At 72.6% G+C, this 19,190-nt stretch carries 18 protein-coding genes and 1 tRNA gene; 5 read left to right on the top strand and 14 right to left on the bottom strand.

Annotated elements, in window-relative coordinates:
* Window positions 1–67 precede the first annotated feature (67 nt).
* A complete protein-coding gene (locus ACH4NX_RS16730) occupies window positions 68–3,535 on the top strand; it encodes a S41 family peptidase (protein WP_398127617.1) in 3,468 nt (1,155 codons plus the stop codon).
* 94 nt (window positions 3,536–3,629) lie between these two features.
* Here the strand turns inward: ACH4NX_RS16730 and ACH4NX_RS16725 are convergent, their stop codons facing one another.
* The 4 genes from ACH4NX_RS16725 to ACH4NX_RS16710 all read right to left on the bottom strand — a co-directional run bounded on the left by ACH4NX_RS16725 (window position 3,630) and on the right by ACH4NX_RS16710 (window position 7,388).
* Window positions 3,630–3,851 carry a hypothetical protein gene (locus ACH4NX_RS16725; protein WP_351388978.1) on the bottom strand — a complete coding sequence of 74 codons (222 nt, stop codon included), beginning with the start codon at window positions 3,849–3,851 and terminating at the stop codon, window positions 3,630–3,632.
* Window positions 3,852–3,937: 86 nt separating this feature from the next.
* Complete coding sequence (locus tag ACH4NX_RS16720; protein WP_398127616.1) at window positions 3,938–4,891, bottom strand: SDR family oxidoreductase; 954 nt, start codon at window positions 4,889–4,891, stop codon at window positions 3,938–3,940.
* The gene (locus tag ACH4NX_RS16715; RefSeq protein ID WP_398127615.1) at window positions 4,888–5,832 is read right to left on the bottom strand and encodes an alpha/beta fold hydrolase; all 945 of its coding nucleotides are present in this window, start codon (window positions 5,830–5,832) and stop codon (window positions 4,888–4,890) included. The genes ACH4NX_RS16720 and ACH4NX_RS16715 overlap by 4 nt, the downstream gene beginning before the upstream one ends.
* Window positions 5,829–7,388: an NAD(P)/FAD-dependent oxidoreductase gene (locus tag ACH4NX_RS16710; protein ID WP_351388984.1), complete on the bottom strand. Its 1,560-nt coding sequence runs from the start codon at window positions 7,386–7,388 to the stop codon at window positions 5,829–5,831. The genes ACH4NX_RS16715 and ACH4NX_RS16710 overlap by 4 nt, the downstream gene beginning before the upstream one ends.
* A gap of 133 nt (window positions 7,389–7,521) precedes the next feature.
* Here ACH4NX_RS16710 and ACH4NX_RS16705 point away from each other — a divergent pair, with 133 nt between their 5' ends.
* Entirely contained in the window at window positions 7,522–8,181 is a 660-nt protein-coding gene (locus ACH4NX_RS16705) for a MerR family transcriptional regulator (RefSeq protein ID WP_398127614.1), read from the top strand.
* A gap of 4 nt (window positions 8,182–8,185) precedes the next feature.
* On the opposite strand, the gene ACH4NX_RS16700 is transcribed toward ACH4NX_RS16705, so the two are convergent.
* Window positions 8,186–8,989, bottom strand: a complete 804-nt coding sequence (locus ACH4NX_RS16700; protein ID WP_398127613.1) for an exodeoxyribonuclease III — start codon at window positions 8,987–8,989, stop codon at window positions 8,186–8,188.
* 50 nt (window positions 8,990–9,039) lie between these two features.
* Window positions 9,040–9,312 carry a GntR family transcriptional regulator gene (locus ACH4NX_RS16695; protein ID WP_279562614.1) on the bottom strand — a complete coding sequence of 91 codons (273 nt, stop codon included), beginning with the start codon at window positions 9,310–9,312 and terminating at the stop codon, window positions 9,040–9,042.
* 166 nt (window positions 9,313–9,478) lie between these two features.
* Here ACH4NX_RS16695 and ACH4NX_RS16690 point away from each other — a divergent pair, with 166 nt between their 5' ends.
* A complete protein-coding gene (locus tag ACH4NX_RS16690) occupies window positions 9,479–9,805 on the top strand; it encodes a hypothetical protein (protein ID WP_398127612.1) in 327 nt (108 codons plus the stop codon).
* A gap of 311 nt (window positions 9,806–10,116) precedes the next feature.
* Entirely contained in the window at window positions 10,117–10,602 is a 486-nt protein-coding gene (locus tag ACH4NX_RS16685) for a GNAT family N-acetyltransferase (protein ID WP_279562612.1), read from the top strand.
* Between the two features lie 125 nt (window positions 10,603–10,727).
* Here the strand turns inward: ACH4NX_RS16685 and ACH4NX_RS16680 are convergent, their stop codons facing one another.
* The 8 genes from ACH4NX_RS16680 to galU form a co-directional block, all read right to left on the bottom strand.
* Window positions 10,728–12,482, bottom strand: coding sequence for a hypothetical protein (locus ACH4NX_RS16680; protein ID WP_398127611.1), 1,755 nt, complete (start codon window positions 12,480–12,482; stop codon window positions 10,728–10,730).
* Window positions 12,483–12,715: 233 nt separating this feature from the next.
* Window positions 12,716–12,789: transfer RNA gene (locus ACH4NX_RS16675), tRNA-Ala, on the bottom strand.
* Between the two features lie 68 nt (window positions 12,790–12,857).
* Window positions 12,858–14,204: a gephyrin-like molybdotransferase receptor GlpR gene (gene glpR, locus ACH4NX_RS16670; protein ID WP_398127610.1), complete on the bottom strand. Its 1,347-nt coding sequence runs from the start codon at window positions 14,202–14,204 to the stop codon at window positions 12,858–12,860.
* 171 nt (window positions 14,205–14,375) lie between these two features.
* Window positions 14,376–14,981 carry a GNAT family protein gene (locus ACH4NX_RS16665; RefSeq protein ID WP_351389377.1) on the bottom strand — a complete coding sequence of 202 codons (606 nt, stop codon included), beginning with the start codon at window positions 14,979–14,981 and terminating at the stop codon, window positions 14,376–14,378.
* A gap of 26 nt (window positions 14,982–15,007) precedes the next feature.
* A complete protein-coding gene (locus tag ACH4NX_RS16660; RefSeq protein WP_398127609.1) occupies window positions 15,008–15,547 on the bottom strand; it encodes a molybdenum cofactor biosynthesis protein B in 540 nt (179 codons plus the stop codon).
* Window positions 15,544–16,110 carry a cyclic pyranopterin monophosphate synthase MoaC gene (moaC, locus tag ACH4NX_RS16655; RefSeq protein WP_398127608.1) on the bottom strand — a complete coding sequence of 189 codons (567 nt, stop codon included), beginning with the start codon at window positions 16,108–16,110 and terminating at the stop codon, window positions 15,544–15,546. Before moaC ends, ACH4NX_RS16660 begins: the two co-directional genes overlap by 4 nt.
* An 86-nt stretch (window positions 16,111–16,196) precedes the next feature.
* Entirely contained in the window at window positions 16,197–17,546 is a 1,350-nt protein-coding gene (gene glp / locus ACH4NX_RS16650; RefSeq protein ID WP_398127607.1) for a gephyrin-like molybdotransferase Glp, read from the bottom strand.
* A gap of 5 nt (window positions 17,547–17,551) precedes the next feature.
* Entirely contained in the window at window positions 17,552–18,454 is a 903-nt protein-coding gene (gene galU / locus ACH4NX_RS16645; protein ID WP_351388997.1) for a UTP--glucose-1-phosphate uridylyltransferase GalU, read from the bottom strand.
* A gap of 93 nt (window positions 18,455–18,547) precedes the next feature.
* Between galU and ACH4NX_RS16640 the strand changes: the two genes are divergently transcribed.
* Window positions 18,548–19,162, top strand: a complete 615-nt coding sequence (locus tag ACH4NX_RS16640; RefSeq protein ID WP_398127606.1) for a 5-formyltetrahydrofolate cyclo-ligase — start codon at window positions 18,548–18,550, stop codon at window positions 19,160–19,162.
* Window positions 19,163–19,190 lie beyond the last annotated feature (28 nt).

The raw sequence follows: 19,190 nt of genomic DNA, 5'->3' as shown, positions 1-19,190 counted from the left end.
TCGGTCACGCTTGTCGGTTACTCGTAAGTGGCGGGCCGAGTTGCCGGGGCCCGACCCCCGGCAAAGCATGGGGCAGGTGAGCTATCTGCGCCTTCCGCACCTCAGTGGCGGACAACTGTGCTTCGTGGCCGAGGACGACCTCTGGCTCGCGGACCTCGACGGTCCGGGCCGTGCCTGGCGGCTCACCGTCGACCGCTCCAAGGCCGGCCACCCGCGCTTCTCGCCCGACGGCCGCCACATCGCGTACACCAGCTGGCGCAGTCTGGTGCCGGAGGTCCACCTGGTGCCGGTGGACGGCGGCCCCGGACGGCAGCTCACCCACTGGGGCGGCCTCGACACCCGGGTCTGCGCCTGGTCGCCACCCGAACCCGACGGGCACGCCGCCATCCTCGCCGTCGCCTCGCACGGCGAGCCCTTCTCCCACCTGACCTGGGCCTACAAGGTCACTCCCGACGGCGACCCCGGCCGCAAACTGCCCTGGGGGCCGGTCACCGACATCCAGGCCGCCGATCTCGACGGGGAACGCAGGACCCTGCTCCTCACCGGCACCCCGCCGCACGAACCCGCCGCCTGGAAGCGCTACCGGGGCGGCGCCACGGGCCGGCTCTGGCTGCACGGGCGACGGCTCCTGCCCGGCCTCCGGGGGCATCTGCACTCCCCCATGTTCGTCGGTGGCCGCATCGCCTTCCTCTCCGACCACGAGGGCGTCGGCAACCTCTACTCCTGCGCCCACGACGGCACCGACCTTCGCCGCCACACCGACCACGACGCCTGCTACGCCCGGCACGCCGCGAGCGACGGCGACCGCGTGGTGTACCAGTGCGCGGGCGACCTGTGGATCGTCGACGACCTGTCGTCGGGCTCGGTGCCGCGCCGGCTCGACGTCCGGCTGAGCGGGCCGCGCGCGGGACGGCGTACGTACCAGGTGCCCGCCGCCCAGCACGTGGGCGGCATCTCCGTGGACGAGACGGGCCGCGCGAGCGCCGTCGTCGTACGCGGCAGCCTGTACTGGCTCACCCACCGCGACGGCCCGGCCCGCACCCTCGCCGACACGCCGGGGGTACGGGTACGGCTGCCGGAGATGCTCGGGGCGAGCGGACGGATCGCGTACGTGACGGACGCGGAGGGCGAGGACGCCGTCGAGATCTCCCACCTGCCCCGGGCGACCGGGGGCCGAGCGGCCCGGCGCCTGGCCTCGGGGAAGCTGGGCCGGGTGCTGGAACTGGTCTCGGACCCGGCGGGCGAGCGGCTCGCCCTCGCCTCGCACGACGGCCGGCTGCTGCTGCTCGACGTCTCGCAGGAGGACGAGGAGGTCGCCCGGGCACTGGACGCGGTGGACACGGTGGACACCGGGACGATGGCGGAGGCGGCGGACACCGGGACCCCGGCGGAGACAGAGGCCACGGCGGACACCGGCACCGTGGGGGGCGACGCGGGCGGCCCCGCCAGTCCCGCCGAAGGCGACGTCACCGAGCTGATCCGGTCCGTCAACGGCCCCGTGCGCGACCTCGCCTTCTCCCCGGACGGAGCCTGGCTCACCTGGTCCCATCCGGGCATCGGACGCTCGCTGCGGCAGATCAAACTGGCCCGGATCAACGGCCGGACAGGCCAAGCCGGCCAGAGTGGCCATACCAGCCAGACCGGCCAGAAGGACCAGCACGGCCCCCTCGTCATCGACGTCACCGACGGTCGTTTCGAGGACGAGAACCCGGTCTTCACCAGGGACGGCCGCTACCTCGCCTTCCTCTCCTGGCGCGGCTTCGACCCGGTGTACGACGTGCACACCGGGGACCTGTCCTTCCCGCTGGGCTGCCGCCCCTACCTGGTGCCGCTGTCCTCCGCGACCCCCTCCCCCTTCGCCCTGAACCCGGAGGGCCGCCCCGCCGCCGGGGGTCTGGACCCGTTGGAGGACGAGACCGGCGAGGGCGGCGCGGTGACCGTCGAGGCCGAGGGGCTGGAGTCCCGGGTGACGCCGTTCCCGGTCACCGCGTCCAAGTACTCGACCCTGTGCCCGGTCGCCGGCGGTGGCCTGGTCTGGCTGCGCTGGCCGATCTCGGGCGCGCTCGGCGAGACCTTCGCCAACCCGGCGGACCCGAGCGAACGGCCCACGCTGGAGCACTTCAACCTCGCCAAGGCGAAGAAGTCCGAACTGGTCGACCACCTGGACTGGTTCCGGGTCAGCGGCGACGGCAGCCGCCTGGTCGTGCTCGACGAGGGCGACCTGCGTGCCGTACCGGCGACCGAGGCGGGCGACAGCGACTCGACCACCTGGATCGACCTGCGCCGCATCCTGCACGAGGTCGACCCGGCCGCCGAGTGGCGCCAGGCGTACGACGAGGCGGGCCGCCTGACCCGCGGCTACTTCTGGGACCCCGGCATGTGCGGCATCGACTGGGACGCGGTGCTGGACCAGTACCGCCCGCTGCTCGAACGGGTCGCCTCCCCGGACGAGTTCGCCGACCTGCTCCGCGAGGTGCTCGGCGAACTCGGCACCTCGCACGCCTACGTCGCCGCCGCCCGGCGCAACGAGGGCCCGGCGCACTACCAGCGCCGCCAGGGCCTGCTCGGCGTCAACTTCGCCTGCCGGGACGGTCACTGGACGGTCAGGCGCATCCTGCCCGGCGACTCCTCCGACTCCAGGGCCCGCTCGCCGCTGGCCGGCACGGGCATCCGCGAGGGGGCGGTACTGACCCACGTGGACGGCAGGCCGGTCGACCCGGTGGCGGGGCCGTATCCGCTGCTGGCGGGTGCGGGCGGTACGACCGTGGAGCTGACCTTCGCACCGGCGGAAGGCGGCCCGGGACCGTCCCGCCGGGTCGCGGTCGTCCCGCTGGTCGACGAGCGCCCCCTGCGCTATCAGGACTGGGTGGCCAAACGCCGCGAGGTGGTGCGGGAGCTGAGCGGCGGGCGGTGCGGCTACCTGCACATCCCCGACATGGGCGGCTCCGGCTGGGCGCAGTTCAACCGCGACCTGCGCATGGAGGTGTCCCGGCCCGCGCTGATCGTGGACGTGCGCGGCAACGCCGGCGGGCACATCAGCGAACTCGTCATCGAGAAGCTGACCCGCACCATCCTGGGCTGGGACCTGACGCGCGACGCGCAGCCGGTGTCGTACACCTCCGACGCCCCGCGCGGGCCGGTCGTGGCGGTCGCGGACGAGGCGACGTCCTCCGACGGCGACATGATCACGGCCGCGTTCAAGCTGCTGCGGCTCGGCCCGGTGGTCGGGCAGCGCACCTGGGGCGGGGTGGTCGGCATGACCGGCCGGCACCGGCTCGGCGACGGCACGGTGATCACGGTGCCGATGAACGCGGCCTGGTTCGACACGTACGGCTGGTCCGTGGAGAACTACGGCGTCGACCCCGACGTAGCGGCGCTGCGCACCCCGCTGGACTGGGCCGAGGGCCGCTACCCGGTGCTGGACGAGGCGGTCCGGCTGGCGCTGGAACTGCTGGAGACCAACCCGCCCGCCACGCCGCCCGGTTACGACGACGTACCGGACCGCTCGCGACCGGCGCTGCCGCCGCGGGAGTAGGAACCTCCGTAAGACCTCCGCAACCTCTGATGGCACGGGAAAGGGCGCCCGCCGGCAACAGCCGGGGGCGCCCTCTCACTTCAGCGGCGGCGCGTCACGCGTCGAAGCTGTCCTGCAGCTCCTCGTCCTCGCCGCGGCGGCGCGAGGACGGGTTCTGGTGCTCCGACTCCCGGCGACGCGGGGACGACGGGTCCGTCTCGTCCTCGTCGCGGCGGCGGTCGCGGTTCTGGAACTGCTCCCTGGCCTGGTCGGCCCGCTGCTTGCCCTGCTGCTGCATGCGTTCGGCCTTCTCCTGGAACTGGTCCTTCATACCCATGTGGGTTCACTCCTGTGATGTTCGGGCCCGGCCGGATCGGCCTGGCCCGATCAGATTCACATGGGCCGTGACGCTGCGCATGTCGATCACTTACGGACGGTAACCGCGCTGGTCGGGCGCTGTTCGTCGGCCGCTCCGCCCGCGCCGACCAGGCCCGTGCGCACACTGTCGAGCCGGTCCCCGAAGCGTCGCATCTCGCGCTGGCCGACGGTGCCGATGACGGCCGGCAGGTAGCCGCGCACCCCCTGCATGCCGCGCAGCCACCACTGCCCGTAGACGTGGGCGGAGCGTCGCTCGATGCCCTCCACGAGCCGGTCGACCGCCGGGCCCAGCGGATAGGTCTTGTTGGACGGCCAGGGCAGCCGCTGCCGCAGTTCGCGCATGACGTCGTCCTGGTCGGCGCCGCGCACCATGTCGGTGTCGGTCCAGGACAGGTAGCCGACGCCGACCTTCACGCCCCGGTGGCCGACCTCGCCGCGCAGGCAGTGCGCGAACGCCTCGACGCCGGACTTGGAGGCGCAGTAGGCGCTCATCATCGGCGCGGGCGTGATGGCGGCGAGGGAAGCGACCTGGAGCAGGTAGCCGCGGCTCTCCAGCAGCGCCGGCAGGAAGGCGCGGGCGGTGACCGCCGAGCCGATCAGGTTGACCTCGATCACCCGCCGCCAGGACTCGGGGTCGGAGTCGGCGAAGGGCCCGCCGGTGGCGACGCCCGCGTTGGCGACGACGATGTCGATCCGGCCGAAGCGTTCCCTGACCTCCGCCGCCACCCGGGCCATGGCCTCGTGGTCGGTGACGTCGGCGTGCCAGTGGTCGCTGTCGCTGTGCAGGCGTGCGGAGACCCGCTTGAGCGCGTCCGGTTCGAGGCCGACGAGGGCGACCTTCACCCCGCGCGCGGACAGCTTGCGGGCCAGCAACTCCCCGACGCCCCGCGCGGCTCCGGTGACGACGGCGACCCGCCCCTCCAGGCTCGCCCTGCCGCTCCCCCTGCCGCCCCCCTTGCCGTTCCCCTTGCCGTTCCCCCTGTTGCTCAGGCTGCTCATGCGCTCTCCTCGGCGTGTACGGCGTTCTCGATGCGGTCGGTGGACAGGTGGGCGGCGGCGAGGGCGCGTATCTTTCCGGTGACCAGGTCCGGCGCCTCCACCGGCGTCATGTGGCCGAGGCCCACGAGTTCCGTCAGGCCCACGCAGTTGGGCAGCGCGGCGGCCAGCGAGCGGGCGTGCACGGGCGGGGTCATCCGGTCGGCGGTGCCGACGACGACCTCGACCGGCATCCTCAACTCCCGTACGCCGTGGTCGAGGTCGAGCAGGTCGAGCACCTGGGACCAGGCGTGCCGCACCCCGCGCGGGCAGGCGTGCACGACGTGGGCGCAGGCGTCGACCATGTGCGGGGCCGACCCGGGGCCCATCGTCCCGTACTTGAGGATCCGGCGGGCGAGTGGTGTGACCGGCCCGAGCGGCGCGCGGGAGCCGAGGATGCGCCGGGTCAGCCAGGTCCGCACCCGTCCCTCTCCCAGGGGCACGACGGTCGAGGAAGCCACCAGCCGGGAACTGCCCGTGCTGCACAGCAGGACGGCCGCCGCGTGCGTACGCACCGCGGGCCGGGTCGCGGCGGCCATCACCGTCATCCCGCCCATGGAGTGCCCGGCGATCACGGCCTGTTCGTCCGGCGCGAGCGTGGCCTCCAGGACGGCCTCGAGGTCGTCGGCGAGAGCATCGGTGCCGCACGCCGGGCCCGCCGGGCTGCGGCCGTGGCCGCGCTGGTCGTAGGCGATGACGCGGTGGTCGGTGGCCAGGGCGCGTATCTGCGCCGCCCAGAAGGCGGTCGAGCAGGCCCAGCCGTGCGCGAGGACGACCGCGGGGGCGTGCTCGGGCCCGTGCACCTGGACGTGTATCCGGGCGCCGTCGGCGGCGCTGACGGTCAGCTCGTGGGCGGGGACGGGCGGGGCGTACGGCCCGGCGGCGACGTGCAGGAGGCGGCTCACGCGCCCACCTCCGCGTCCGCGCCGGGCACCGCTTCGGCGTCCGCGACCGCGCCGGGCGCCGCCTCGGCGACGGCGGCCGGGCGCAGCACCTGGTACTCCGCGAGGTCCACACGCCGGGTCGCGCGCCGGAACTCGGCGGTGGTGCCGGGCCAGACGGTGGTGTTGCGACCGCTCGCGTCCAGGTACCAGCTGGTGCAGCCGCCGGTGTTCCACACGGTGCGCTTCATACGCTCCTGCACCCGGTGGTTCCAGTTCCGCACGGCGGCGGGCCGGGCGTCGAGAGCGACCCGGCCGCCGAGCACGTCGATCTGCCGCAGGTAGTCGGCCAGGTAGTTCAGCTGGGACTCGATCATGAGGATCATCGACGAGTTCCCGAGGCCGGTGTTGGGCCCGATGATCGTCATGAAGTTGGGGAAGCCGGCCGCCGAGCCGCCCCGCAGCGACTCCATGCCGCCCTTCCAGGTCTCGGCGAGGGTCCGCCCGTCCGCCCCCACGACGCGCTCGGCGATGGGCATGTCGGTGACGTGGAAACCGGTGCCGAAGATGATCGCGTCGACCTCGGCCTCGGTGCCGTCGGCTGCGACGAGGGTGGAGCCGCGCACCTCACCGAGCCCGCTGGCGACGACGTCCACGTTGGGCCGGGCGAGCGCCGGGTAGTACTCGCTCGACAGCAGGATCCGCTTGCAGCCGATGCGGTAGTCGGGCGTGAGTTTGGCGCGCAGGGCCGGGTCCTTGACGGCGGCGGCCATGTTGCGCTTGGCGATCTGCTCGACGAAGCCCAGCTCGCCCGGGTGCTTGGTGAAGGCCTGCACCTGGAGTTCCCGGATGCCCCACAGCAGCCCGCGGCGCAGCTTGGTGGTCACGGGCAGCGCCCGGTGCAGGGCGCGCTCGGCGGCGCTGATCGCCCGGTCCATGCGGGGCATCACCCAGGCCGGGGTGCGCTGGAAGAGGGTGAGGCCGCCCACCTTCGGCTGGATGGCCGGCACGATCTGGATGGCGGAGGCGCCGGTGCCGATCATGGCGACGCGCTTGCCGGTGAGGTCGTAGTCGTGGTCCCAGCGAGCCGAGTGGAACACCTTGCCGGGGAAGGAGTCCAGACCCGGAATGTCCGGGACCTTGGGGTCGGACAGCGGCCCGGTGGCGGAGACGACGACGTCGGCGGTCAGCCGGCCGCTCGCGGTCTCGATCTCCCACCGCAGCCGCTCGCCGTCCCACGCCATCCGCCGTACCTCGGAGTCGAAGCGGAGGTGGGGGCGCAGCCCGAAGGTGTCGGCCACGTGCTCCAGGTAGGCCCGGATGTGCTCCTGCCCGGAGAAGGCGCGCGGCCAGTCGGGGTTGGGCGCGAAGGAGAAGGAGTACAGGTGGGACGGCACGTCGCAGGCGCACCCGGGGTAGCTGTTGTCCCGCCAGGTGCCGCCGACGCTGCCGGACCTCTCCAGGACGACGAAGTCGGTGATCCCCTCGCGCCGCAGCCGCACCGCGGCTCCCAGCCCACCGAAGCCGGACCCGACCACCGCCACCCGAACGTGTTCTTGCACCTGCTCGTGCTCGGCCATCCCGAAGCCTCCACGCGTCGCCTAGAACTCCGCCAGTGAACACTGGCGCAATGGGGAGAGTAGAGCAGCTCCGTACTCATGGGTAGGGGTTGGGCCGAAGAAAGTTACCGCCGGTACGACTTAGGGTCGGGGCGTGACCGAGAAGCGTGAATACCGCATGGAGGAACTGGCCGGGCTGGCCGGCATCACGGTGCGCACCCTGCGCTTCTACCGCGAACGCAAACTGATCCCGCCACCCCGCCGCGAGGGCCGCATCGCCTGGTACGACGACCACCACCTGGCCCGCCTGCGCACCATCGCCGCCCTGCTGGAACGCGGCCACACCCTCAACGGCATCGCGGAACTCGCCGACGCCTTCGACCACGGCCGCGACGTCGGCGACCTGCTGGGCCTGGGCGAACCCACCGAGGAGACCCCGGTCCGCCTCACCCCCGAGGAACTCGCCGCCCGCTTCGAGGGCGAGGTCACCCCCGAGAACCTCGCCGCCGCGATGGACCTGGGCTATGTCGGCACCGACGGCGACGAACTCGTCCACATCAGCCACCGTCTGCTGGAGGTCTCCTCCGCCCTGGTCCGCGAGGGCATCCCCCTCGGCGAGGTCCTCCAGGCCGGCGCCCGCGTCCGCGAACACGCCGACGCCCTCGCCGACCTCTTCACCGACCTGATCCTGCGTCACGCCCCCGAGCGGGAACTCCACCGCCTGCGCCCCCTGGCCCGCAGCGTGGTGGAGGCGGAACTGTCACTGGCGATGGACCGGCGGTTCCAGCAACGGACGGACCAGCGGCCGGACTAGGGGGTCAGCGGCCGTAGACCACCGTGACCGGCGCGTGGTCGGACCAGCGCTCGGCGTGCGTCGCGGCGCGCTCGACGTACCCCTTGACGGCCTTGGCGGCCAGGCCCGGGGTGGCGGCGTGAAGGTCGATCCTCCATCCACTGTCATTGTCGAAGGCCCGCCCCCGGTACGACCACCACGAGTACGGCCCCTCGACGTCCGGGTGCAGGGCGCGTACGACGTCGACGTAACCCCCCTCGGCCGGATCGAGGACCCGGCTCAGCCACTCCCGCTCCTCCGGGAGGAAGCCGGAGTTCTTCTTGTTCGCGCGCCAGTTCTTCAGGTCGGCCTCGCGGTGCGCGATGTTCCAGTCGCCGCAGACGACGACCTCGCGCCCGTCGGCGGCAGCCCGCTCGCGCAGTTCCTTGAGGTAGCCGAGGAACTCGCCCATGAAGCGGACCTTCTCGTCCTGGCGCTCGGTGCCGACCTCGCCGGAGGGCAGGTAGAGGGAGGCGACCGTCACACCGGGCAGGTCCGCCTCGACGTACCGGCCACTGCTGTCGAACTCCGTCGAGCCGAAACCCACCTGGACCCGGTCGGGCTCGCGGCGACTGTAGAGGGAGACCCCGGCGCGGCCCTTGGCGGCGGCGGGGGCGTGCGTCACGTGCCAGCCCTCGGGCGTGCGGACGTGTTCCGGCAGCTGCTGGGGCTCGGCCCGCACCTCCTGGAGGCACAGCACGTCGGCGGAGGTGTCGGCGAGCCACTCCACGAAGCCCTTCTTCGCGGCGGCGCGCAGACCGTTCACATTTACGGAGGTCACGGTGAGCACCAGGGCACGATACCTGCCGCCGCACCGGGCCCCGCCCGGCGACGGCGGAGTCAGGGGGTGGAGGGTGTGTCGCCCCGGGAACCCTCTGCAGGCGACTCGACGACGAACGAGCCCTTCCCCCGCACCGTCATGATCAGGCCGCGCTCACCGAGGAGCTGCAGGGCCGCCCGCGCTGTCGGGCGGGACACGTTGAACTCCTCGCAGATGCCCGCCTCCGAGGGGACCCTGCGGCGGGGTGCGTAGGTTCCGTCGGCGATCCGGGCGGCGAGTATCGCGGCGATCTGCTCGTACAGGGGCTCGGGTCCTTCGAGGTCAACGGTCACCTAACGACCTTATTGAACCTACGACGATGCCTTTTGTCATATGCAGCCACCTGACAACACATGACACCACCTGACAAGTCACGCTACGCTCTCCCTCACGCAAAGACCCCCGCGACGCGGCGAACGTCCGGGGGCATGGCCGCCAGCTACAAAGGAGCTGACAACAATGAGCATTATCCACGCGTTCCTTCTCTGGGCTCTGCCCCTGCTGCTGCCCGCCACCGGGCAACGACGGGCGAGCACCCGCACCGTCCCTCCGCACACCGACGACGCCCATACCGGCGCGCCCCGCCTCCCGCTCCCCCGCTCCCCGTACGGCGCGGACCACCCTCTCGACGGCGCGGCGGCGATCCTCGTACGCCCCTACGTCGTCGCCTGCGAGCACGCACGTGAACGTGCACGCCGGCGCCGCCGCCGACTCACTCTCGTCATCGCCGCCGACTTCGGTCTCGACCTGGACCGGCACGTGATCGGCGCGAAGAGGGCCGTCTGATGCGCACGTCACCCGAGCGCACCGGGCTCGACACCACACAGGCAGGCCAGTCGTGAACGCCGGAACCCCACCCGAACCGGGCAGGTCCCGCCTGACGATCAGCACCTACCGCGTCACCCCGGAGGGACGCGAGAGCGGCAGGACCAGGGAACGCGCCTACACCGGTGGCGGCGACCCCGACTGGATCCCCGACTCCCTGACGTGGCCACCGTGCCGCTGCCCACTCTGCCGGAGCCGCAGGGAGCGGTAGCGGTACCGGCACACTGGACGATGCTCCACTCCAGACAGCGCATCGATCAACGGTAGGAAGCATGAACATACGCCGGGTCCCCTTCGACCACCCCGACGCCGTGAAGCTGAACGACGAGGTCCAGGCCGAGTACGACGTCCGCTACGGCGACGGCGGCGACGCCACGCACCTGGACCCGTCCGACTTCGCGCCGCCGAACGGCCTGTACCTCATCGCGTACGACGAGAACGACGTCCCGGTCGCCTCCGGCGGCTGGCGCGGCCAGGACGCCAACGACGAGGGCAATCTCGACGGGGACGCCGAACTCAAGCGGATGTTCGTGATCGAGCAGGTGCGCGGCCGAGGACTGGCCCGGCGCATCCTGGCCGCCCTGGAGGAGGACGCCCGCGCGGCGGGCCGGACCCGCATGGTGCTGGAGACCGGCACCAAGCAGCCGGAGGCCGTGGCCCTGTACACCTCCAGCGGCTACGAGCCGTGCGGGAAGTTCGGCTACTACCGCTTCCACGAGGAAAGCCTCTGCTACGCGAAGGCCCTCCAGGTCCCGTAGGCACGGGTAGGCACTGATAGGCACTCGTAGGCGCGGTCGGCGGCTCGGCAAAGGGCCCCGGGGACGGCGAGACGGCGTCCCCGGGGCCCTTCGGTCATCGACGTCGGCAGTCGATGTACGTGTCGTCAGACCGCGTCACTCGCCCTGCGGCGGCGTGAGACGGCGAACAGCACACCGCCCGCGGCCAGCGCCAGTGCCGCGCCGGCCGAGACGAGCAGCGCCGTGGAGCCGGTGGAGGCCAGCAGGCCGCCCTCGGTGTCCTGGCCGCCCTGGGGGGACTCACCGCCGGTCGTGCCGCCGGTGGAACCACCGGTGGACCCGCCGGTGGAAGCCGAGCCGCCGGTCGTGTCAGTGCCGCCCGTGGTGCCCGAGCCGCCGGCGGTGCCGGTACCGCCGGTGGCGCCACCGTCGGCCCCGCCGGTCGCGCCACCGGTGTCACCCGGCGTCTCCTCGTCACCCGTGCCGTTCAGCACGATCCAGCCGGCGTCGTTGGACGGGTTGCCCTCCCGGGGGTCGTCCCACTCCGGGAGCGCGATCTTGCCCTTGGCGCCCGCGACCACCTCGTCGATACGCAGCTGGAAACTGAAGGTGCGCCGGTCGTCCTCGAGGAACGGGGTGTCCGCCGAGCAGCGGTACTCGGACGTGGCTCCGTCGTTCACGGGGCGGCAGGGGCTGTCCACCACGCTGGCGCCCTCCGGGACCTGCACGGTGAAGTCCAGCGGCTCACCGCCCGAGCGGAGCGCCCCGATCCAGGCGGGCCCGTGGTTGCTCAGGGCGACGTCGACCGTGACGGTCTCGCCCTGCTCGCCCGCGACGCGCGCACCGGTGAGGTCGAGGTCGTAGGTGTTCCGCGTCGCCAGGCCGATCTCGGCGTACTTCTCGTAGTCGCCGGCGGAGCCGCCCTCGACCGGCTCGAGGGTCAGCGTCCGGCCGGAGCCCTCGCGGTAGTCGGCGTCCGCCCGCAGCGCACCGGCCTCCTTGGCGCCGACCGCGTCGAAGCCGTAGTGGAAGATGTCGCCGAGCGCGAAGTCCGCGGTCTTCACCTTGACCGGCTCACTCAGTTCGTAGGCCGTGTCCGGCAGGAACTCGCCCTCGAACGTGCACAGGGCGATCTTCTGATAGCGGATCAGGTCGTCCTTGTTCTCCTCCGCGTACGAGCAGTTGTCGTACGAGTCGGGGAAGGACAGGCCGCGCGTGCCGCCGAAGCGCAGGACGACGCCGTCGGCCGACATGCTGCCGACGTTGCGGAAGCCGAGCGGGGCGTCGTAGGTGTCACCGGCCCGGAAGCCCTCGGGTTCGGCGGGGAGCTTCTTCTTCAGCAGCTCCGGTCCGCCGACCAGTACGTCGACGGTGTGCTCGTTGAACGCCAGGCCCTCGCCCGCGCCGGTCACCTTGACCTTGCCGAAGTCCCCGGCCCCGGCGGTGTCCAACAGGTCGAGGCGGATGCTCCAGCTCGGGTTGTACGAGTCACCGGGATAGAGGCTGCTGCTGTTGCAGACGGCGATCAGGCCGCCGTCCGCCTCGCACGACGGCGGCAGGCCGACCTCGGCGAAGCCCTTGAGGGCGGTGGCGTCGATGGTGACGCTGTAGCCGTTGTTCGGGACCGGCTCCGGGTCCGTGTCGCTGTCCGGGTCGTACTCCCCGGGACCGGTGAGCCCCAGGCTGATCTGCGGCCTCCCGGGCTCGTCCTCGGCCCCGTCCAACGCCAGGTCCACCTTGTCCGGACCGGTGATGGTGACGGGGAGGGGCGTCTGGCCCTCCTCCGCCTGCGCGACACCGGCGAGTCCGACCGTGGCCAGTCCGACCGTGGCGAGTCCCGCGGCGGCCACCCCGGCCACGGCCGTGTGAGCCCACTGCGTGCGCAGGGAGCTACGTCTCATGGTTCTCTTCCGTTCCCCAGACGACAGGACGGCGCCACTGCGGTGACACCGTGCCCAGGTGACCCACCGGTAACAGTGAAGGTTGCCCGACGTCCGGTCACGGATTCGTTGCGGCCCTGCGGGGCTGTCTTACGGGCGGCCGTACGGACGGCCTTGCCTTACGGGACACTCCCCCGCAAACGACGAAGATCCCGTTCGATCGTGATGATCGAACGGGATCCCGTCAATGTGCGTGGACCTGTGGGGATTTGAACCCCAGACCCCCTCGATGCGAACGAGGTGCGCTACCAGACTGCGCCACAGGCCCTTGCAACGAGTGAAACTTTAGCACCCCGACCGGCCAGCTCAAAAATCGGTTCCGGGGACCACCTGGGACTACTCGTTGGCCGCGCGGGGACGGTCCCCGTCCTCGTACTGGTCGAAGAGCGGGGTCCGGCCGCGCTCCCGGGCCCGGCGGGCGGACGCGGCGCGGCGGGCGCCACTGCGGGCCGGGGCCTCCGGCCGGTCCTCGGCATGGGGAGCCGGGCGGTCCTCGGCATAAGCGGCCGGGCGGTCCTGGGCGGCCGGGCGGTCCGGCCCGGGGTCGGCCGCCGCGTCCTCCTGGTCGGCGACGGCGCTGGAGCGGGCCGAGCTCCACGCGTCCGGCGCCGCGAGATCCACGTCGGGCGTGGCCCGGGGGGCGACCGGCGCGGTCACGTAGGTGGGCAGGGGCACCGGCACCGGGTCCCAGCTGTCGCCCTGCGGCCGCCGCTGGCGTTCGCGCTGCTGGTCGACCCACTCGGCGTGGTCGGTCTGCTCCACCAGCGCGCGCCGGTCCGCGGCGAGCGCCGAGAGGCCGGCGTCGAGTTCCGCCTCGGGGCCGTCGTCCGGCTCCTCGGCATCGGGGTCGCCGGCGGGGCCGGTGGGATCCGCGAGGTCGGCGGGCGTGCGCCGGCGGGGACGGCGGTCGCCGTCGCGCAGCCGCTGCGCGGCGACCTCGGCCTGACGCCGGTCCATCTGGAAGGCGAACCGGTGGCGTTCCTGCGACCGCAGGTAGGCGATGTAGGCGCTGAGCAGCACCGCGGGCACCCCGGGCGCCCACAGGAAGGCGAGCCCGCCGACCGCCGCGACGACCGAGCCGAGCGTGAAGGCCAGGAACAGCATCACGGTCGTACGCCGACGGCGCGCGAGCGCCTTGGTGCGCCGGGCTCGGGCCGCGGCCGCCGGTGAGACGGGGGCGCGCCGGGCCTGCGGCACACGCTTGCGCGCCGCGGCCGCACCGGACCCGTGGGGTTCTCCCGACGCGGAAGGCTGCCCGGAGTCGGAGGGCCGCCCGGACGCGGAGGACGTCCCGGGGTCGGCGGACTGCCCGGGTCTGCGGCCCTGCGGGCGCCCGCCCGTGTCCTGGCCCGCCGGTTCGGACCGCTCCGCGTGCTGCTGCGGTGCGGCGGGCCGTGTGTGCCGTCGGGTTCTGGACACGGCGAACGCCCGGACGTCCACCGAGTCGGTGACGGCGTCCGGGGCGTCGGCGTCGGGCTCCGCCTCGTCGGCGTAGCGCGACCGCAGGTCCTTGGCGTACCGGCGCTCCATACCCGCTCTTCCGGACAGCAGCCGGATGGCGGTACTGAAGCGTTCCGTCGGACGGGCCTCGTTCAGCTCGTCCTGCCTACGGAGCCACATCGGCACCAAGTAGGCGGCCCAGGCCCCGACGATGACTGCGTAGATGAGGCCGCTGCTGCTCACGCCTCACACGGTAGAGGGGTTTGCGTGGGGCCATCCGCCAATTGAGCCGGTGTGTCGCACGATCTGGCTGATATTTCGAACTTTTTTTGTGACCGATGCGATCAGCCGACTACCAGGGTTGCGAAATTATCCGTTCCGGACGGTCACGGGCCGTCAATTTCGAACGTTTATTCAATTCCCGCTGTTGGGGGCACTCCGGTCCCGTGACCGGCGCCAGCGCCGCAACAACCCCTCCGGGACCTCTTCCGCGGTGAGCGCGAAGACGAGATGATCGCGCCAGGCTCCGTCGATGTGGAGATAACGCGGCCTGAGGCCCTCCTCGCGGAATCCGAGTTTCTCCACGACCCGGCGGCTGGGCGCGTTCTCGGGGCGAATACAGACCTCGACGCGATGCAGTCCGACGGTGCGGAAACAGTGGTCCGCCACCATCGCCACGGCCGTCGGCATCACCCCGCGGCCGGCCACCGCCTCGTCCACCCAGTAACCGACGTGCCCGGAGCACATCGAGCCCCAGGTGATGCCGGCCACCGTCAACTGGCCGACCAGCCGCCCCTGGTATTCGATGACGAAGGGCAGCATCCGGCCCGCGTGGGCCTCGGACCGGAGGTGCCGCACCATCTGGCGGTAGGTCGGACGGTGCGTGAGCGGACCGCCGGGCCCGGGCGGCGGAATGGTCGCCTCCCACGGGCGCAGCCAGTCGCGGTTGCGCCGGTTGACCTCACGCCAGGCCCGCTGGTCGCGCAGCTTTATCGGCCTGAGGACGATGTCGCCGTCCATCAGTTCCACGGGCCAGGAGGGGCTGTTCAGCTCGCACCCCCACCACTGGCGGGTCTGGGATGGTCACCGCCGCGGAGCTGGTCCACGGCGTGCTTCAGCAGCGGCTCCAGCACCGCGAGGCCGTCCTTCACCCCGCCGGAGGAACCCGGCAGGTTGACGATCAGTGTGCCGCCCGCCACGCCGGCCAGGCCCCGGGAGAGCACCGCGGTGGGCACCTTGTCCCGCCCGTAGGCACGGACGGCCTCCGCGATGCCCGGGACCTCGTAGTCGATCACCGCCCGCGTCGCCTCGGGGGTGCGGTCGGTGGGCGAGACGCCGGTGCCGCCGGTGGTGACGATGACGTCGTAGCCCGCCTCGGCGCCCGCGCGCAGGGCGGCCTCCACCGGGTCACCGTCGGGGACGACCCGCGGGCCGTCGACGGCGAAGCCGAAGCGGCGCAGGCCCTCGGCGACCAGGGGTCCGCCCCGGTCCTCGTAGACCCCCGCGGCGGCCCGGTTGGAGGCCGTGACGACCAGGGCTCCGTACGGCGCGGACAGGGCGCCCCCGGCCGACGCGTCGAGTGTCATGCCCGGCTCCAGGCACCCGACTTGCCGCCCGTCTTCTCCTCCACGCGCACGTCCGTGATGACCGCTCCCTTGTCGACCGCCTTGACCATGTCGACCACGGTGAGCGCGGCGACGGAGACCGCGGTGAGCGCCTCCATCTCGACACCCGTGCGATCCGTCGTGCGCACCGTGGCGGTGATCTCCACGGCGTCGTCCGCGACCGACAGGTCCAGTTTCACACCGGAGGCCGACAACGGATGACACAACGGGATCAGATCCGGGGTGCGTTTGGCGCCCATGATGCCCGCGATGCGCGCGGTGGCGAGGGCGTCGCCCTTGGGGACCCCCTCGCCGCGCAGCAGCTCGACCACACGGGGCGCGACGAGGACGCGTCCGCTCGCGCGCGCGGTGCGTGCGGTGACGTCCTTGCCGGACACGTCGACCATGCGGGCGGCGCCCGCCTCGTCGATGTGCGTCAGCCGGTCCTGGCCGTCGCGCGTGTCGTGCGCTTCCCGGCCGTCGTGCGTGTCGTGCGTGTCGTGCGCGTCCTGGCCGTCGTGCGGGGGTCGGTCCTGCGTACTCATGCTCGTGTGGCGCTCCCGGTCCGGGCCCGGCGCGGTGCGGCGCGTGGGCCTGCTGTGCGCGACACGGTACCGCCAACCAGGAGGTGTCAGCCGAGCAGGACCACCTCGACCTCGGCGCCCGGCTCGACGGACTCGGTGTCCTCGGGGACGACGATCAGCGCGTCGGCGTGCGCGAGGGCGGCCACGAGATGGGACCCGGCGCCACCGACCGGGGTGACCGAACCGTCGGCACAGGTACCGCGCAGGAACTGCCGGCGCCCCTTCGGCGAGGTCAGCGCCTTCTCCGTGACCAGGGTCGCGGTGGCCGTCGGGCGGTGGACGTCGGCGAGGCCCATGAGGGTGCGGATCGCGGGGCGGACGAACAGCTCGAAGGAGACGTACGACGACACCGGGTTGCCGGGCAGGGCGAGCAACGGGGTGTGGTCGGGGCCGACGGAGCCGAAGCCCTGGGGCTTGCCGGGCTGCATGGCGAGCTTGCGGAAGTCCACGCCGCTGCCCGGTTCGTCCTCGTCGCCGACGTGCGCCAGCGCCTCCTTGACGACGTCGTACGCTCCGACGCTCACCCCACCCGTGGTGACCATCAGGTCGGCGCGGACCAGCTGGTCCTCGATGGTGGAGCGCAGGGTCTCGGCGTCGTCGGCGACGGCGCCCACACGGTAGGCGATGGCGCCGGCGTCGCGGGCGGCGGCGGTGAGGGCGAAACTGTTGGAGTCGTGGATCTGACCGGGGGCCAGTTCCTCGCCGGGCTGGACGAGTTCGCTGCCGGTGGAGAGCACCACCACGCGCGGACGCGGGCGGACCCGGACCCTGCCGCGGCCGATCGCGGCGAGCAGGCCGATCTGCGGCGGGCCGAGGACCGTGCCGGCCTCCAGGGCGCGGTCGCCGGACCTGACGTCGCTGCCCTTCGCGCGTACGTGTGCGCGCGCCTCGGCCGGGCGGTACACGCGCACCTGGCCCTCGGCGGCCTCGGGAGCCAGGCTGCGGGCGCGCATCCCGGCCACCGGGCCCTCACCGAGCCCGCCGTCGGTCCACTCGACGGGAACGACGGTCTCCGCGCCGGGCGGGAGCGGGGCGCCCGTCATGATGCGCGCGGCCTGACCGGGGCCCACGGTGAGCGGGTCGGCCTGGCCCGCGGCGACGTCCCCGACGACCTCGAGGGCGGCGGGGAACTCCTCGCTCGCGCCCGCGACGTCGGCGACGCGCACCGCGTACCCGTCCATGGAGCTGTTGTCGAACGGCGGCAGGGAGAGCGGCACCGTGATGTCCTCGACCAGGACGCAGCCCTGGGCGTCGAGCAGGTTCAGCTCGATGGGTTCCAGGGGCCGGACGGTGGTGAGGATGTCGTCCAGGTGCTCCTGCACCGACCACAGCCGGTCGGGACCGAGGTCCGCGGCGGCGTGGTCGTGGCCGGTGTCACGGTGCGCGGCGCTGCTCAACGTCGTTACATCTCCTCGGCTACGTAACTGCGAAGCCAGGTCCGGAAGTCCGGGCCCAGGTCTTCACGTTCGCATGCGAGTCTGACAATGGCACGCAGATAGTCGCCGCGGTCACCGGTGTCATAGCGGCGGCCCTTGAAGACGACGCCGTGCACCGGGCCGCCGACCCCCTCGTCCTCGGCGAGCTGCTGGAGGGCGTCGGTCAGCTGGATCTCGCCACCGCGGCCGGGCTCGGTCTTGCGGAGTATGTCGAAGATGTGCGGGTCGAGGACGTAGCGGCCGATGATGGCGTAGTTGGACGGCGCGTCGGCCGGGTCGGGCTTCTCGACCAGTCCGCCGACCTTGACGACGTCGCCGTCCTCGGTCGCCTCCACGGCCGCGCAGCCGTAGAGGTGGATCTGCTCGGGCGCGACCTCCATGAGGGCGATGACGCTGCCGCCGTACTGCGCCTGGACCTCGACCATGCGCTGCAGCAGCGGGTCGCGCGGGTCGATCAGGTCGTCGCCGAGCAGGACCGCGAAGGGCTCGTCGCCGACGTGCGGGGCGGCGCACAGCACGGCGTGTCCGAGGCCCTTGGGGTCGCCCTGGCGGACGTAGTGGATCATCGCGAGGTCGCTGGACTCCTGGACCTTGGCCAGCCGGCTCGCGTCGCCCTTCTTCTGGAGGGCGGACTCCAGTTCGTAGTTGCGGTCGAAGTGGTCCTCCAAGGGACGCTTGTTGCGCCCGGTGACCATGAGGACGTCTCCGAGGCCGGCGGTCACGGCCTCTTCGACCACGTACTGGATCGCAGGCTTGTCGACGACCGGCAGCATCTCCTTGGGAGTGGCTTTGGTGGCCGGCAGGAACCGGGTACCGAGCCCGGCTGCGGGGATGACAGCCTTGCTGATCCTGGGGTGGGACTGAGTCATGCGCGCCACCATATCCGGTGACAATGGGGAGAATCCGTGATCCCGGATCTTCGGCGCTCATATGAGCACACTAGAGCGGTACGGGAGCGACCATTGAGTCAGATCGGACCTGCGGCCGGGCCCGGCAAACGGACGTTGCGGCGGGAGATCCTCGCGGCCCGGAACCGTCTGACCCCCAACGACGTGCACGAAGCCGCACACGCGCTGGCCGCACAAGCACTCGCGATGCCGGAGGTCGCGCGGGCGCACGCCGTGGCGGCATACGTCTCCGTGGGCGCCGAGCCGGGCACCCTCGCGCTGCTGGACGCGCTGCGCGCACGGGGCGTGCGTGTCCTGCTGCCGGCACTGCTGCCGGACAACGACCTGGACTGGGGCGAGTACGCCGGGGAGGGCTCCCTGGCGCGCGTGCGGCACGGCGGGCGGATGACGCTGTCCGAACCCGCCGGTGAGCGCCTGGGGCCGGACGCGGTGACGGACGCCGGCGTGGTGCTGCTGCCGGGCCTGGCCGTCGACGGGCGCGGCATGCGGCTGGGGCGCGGCGGCGGATCGTACGACCGGGTCCTCGCGCGCCTGGAGCGGGCGGGAGCGCGTCCCGCGCTGCTGGTGCTGCTGTACGGCTCCGAGGTGGTCGCGCAGGTCCCCGAGGAGCCGCACGACCGGCCGGTGGACGCGGTGGTCACGCCGTCGGGAGTGCGCAGGTTCACATGAGAGTGGCCCCCACGCGCGCGTGGGGGCC

It is taken from the genome of Streptomyces sp. NPDC017225 (assembly GCF_044331465.1).
Lineage (GTDB): Bacteria > Actinomycetota > Actinomycetes > Streptomycetales > Streptomycetaceae > Streptomyces.
The sequence above is the reverse complement of the archived record's forward strand: the minus strand, read 5'-3'. Positions and strand labels throughout refer to the sequence as shown.

What these genes read in the sequence shown, in the direction of transcription:
- ACH4NX_RS16730 (WP_398127617.1), top strand. Translation starts at nt 68, where the DNA reads ATGGGGCAGGTGAGCTATCTGCGCCTTCCGCACCTCAGTGGCGGACAA.
- ACH4NX_RS16725 (WP_351388978.1), bottom strand. Translation starts at nt 3,851, where the DNA reads ATGGGTATGAAGGACCAGTTCCAGGAGAAGGCCGAACGCATGCAGCAG.
- ACH4NX_RS16720 (WP_398127616.1), bottom strand. Translation starts at nt 4,891, where the DNA reads ATGAGCAGCCTGAGCAACAGGGGGAACGGCAAGGGGAACGGCAAGGGG.
- ACH4NX_RS16710 (WP_351388984.1), bottom strand. Translation starts at nt 7,388, where the DNA reads ATGGCCGAGCACGAGCAGGTGCAAGAACACGTTCGGGTGGCGGTGGTC.
- ACH4NX_RS16690 (WP_398127612.1), top strand. Translation starts at nt 9,479, where the DNA reads ATGAGCATTATCCACGCGTTCCTTCTCTGGGCTCTGCCCCTGCTGCTG.
- ACH4NX_RS16685 (WP_279562612.1), top strand. Translation starts at nt 10,117, where the DNA reads ATGAACATACGCCGGGTCCCCTTCGACCACCCCGACGCCGTGAAGCTG.
- ACH4NX_RS16680 (WP_398127611.1), bottom strand. Translation starts at nt 12,482, where the DNA reads ATGAGACGTAGCTCCCTGCGCACGCAGTGGGCTCACACGGCCGTGGCC.
- ACH4NX_RS16665 (WP_351389377.1), bottom strand. Translation starts at nt 14,981, where the DNA reads ATGGACGGCGACATCGTCCTCAGGCCGATAAAGCTGCGCGACCAGCGG.
- ACH4NX_RS16660 (WP_398127609.1), bottom strand. Translation starts at nt 15,547, where the DNA reads ATGACACTCGACGCGTCGGCCGGGGGCGCCCTGTCCGCGCCGTACGGA.
- moaC (WP_398127608.1), bottom strand. Translation starts at nt 16,110, where the DNA reads ATGAGTACGCAGGACCGACCCCCGCACGACGGCCAGGACGCGCACGAC.
- galU (WP_351388997.1), bottom strand. Translation starts at nt 18,454, where the DNA reads ATGACTCAGTCCCACCCCAGGATCAGCAAGGCTGTCATCCCCGCAGCC.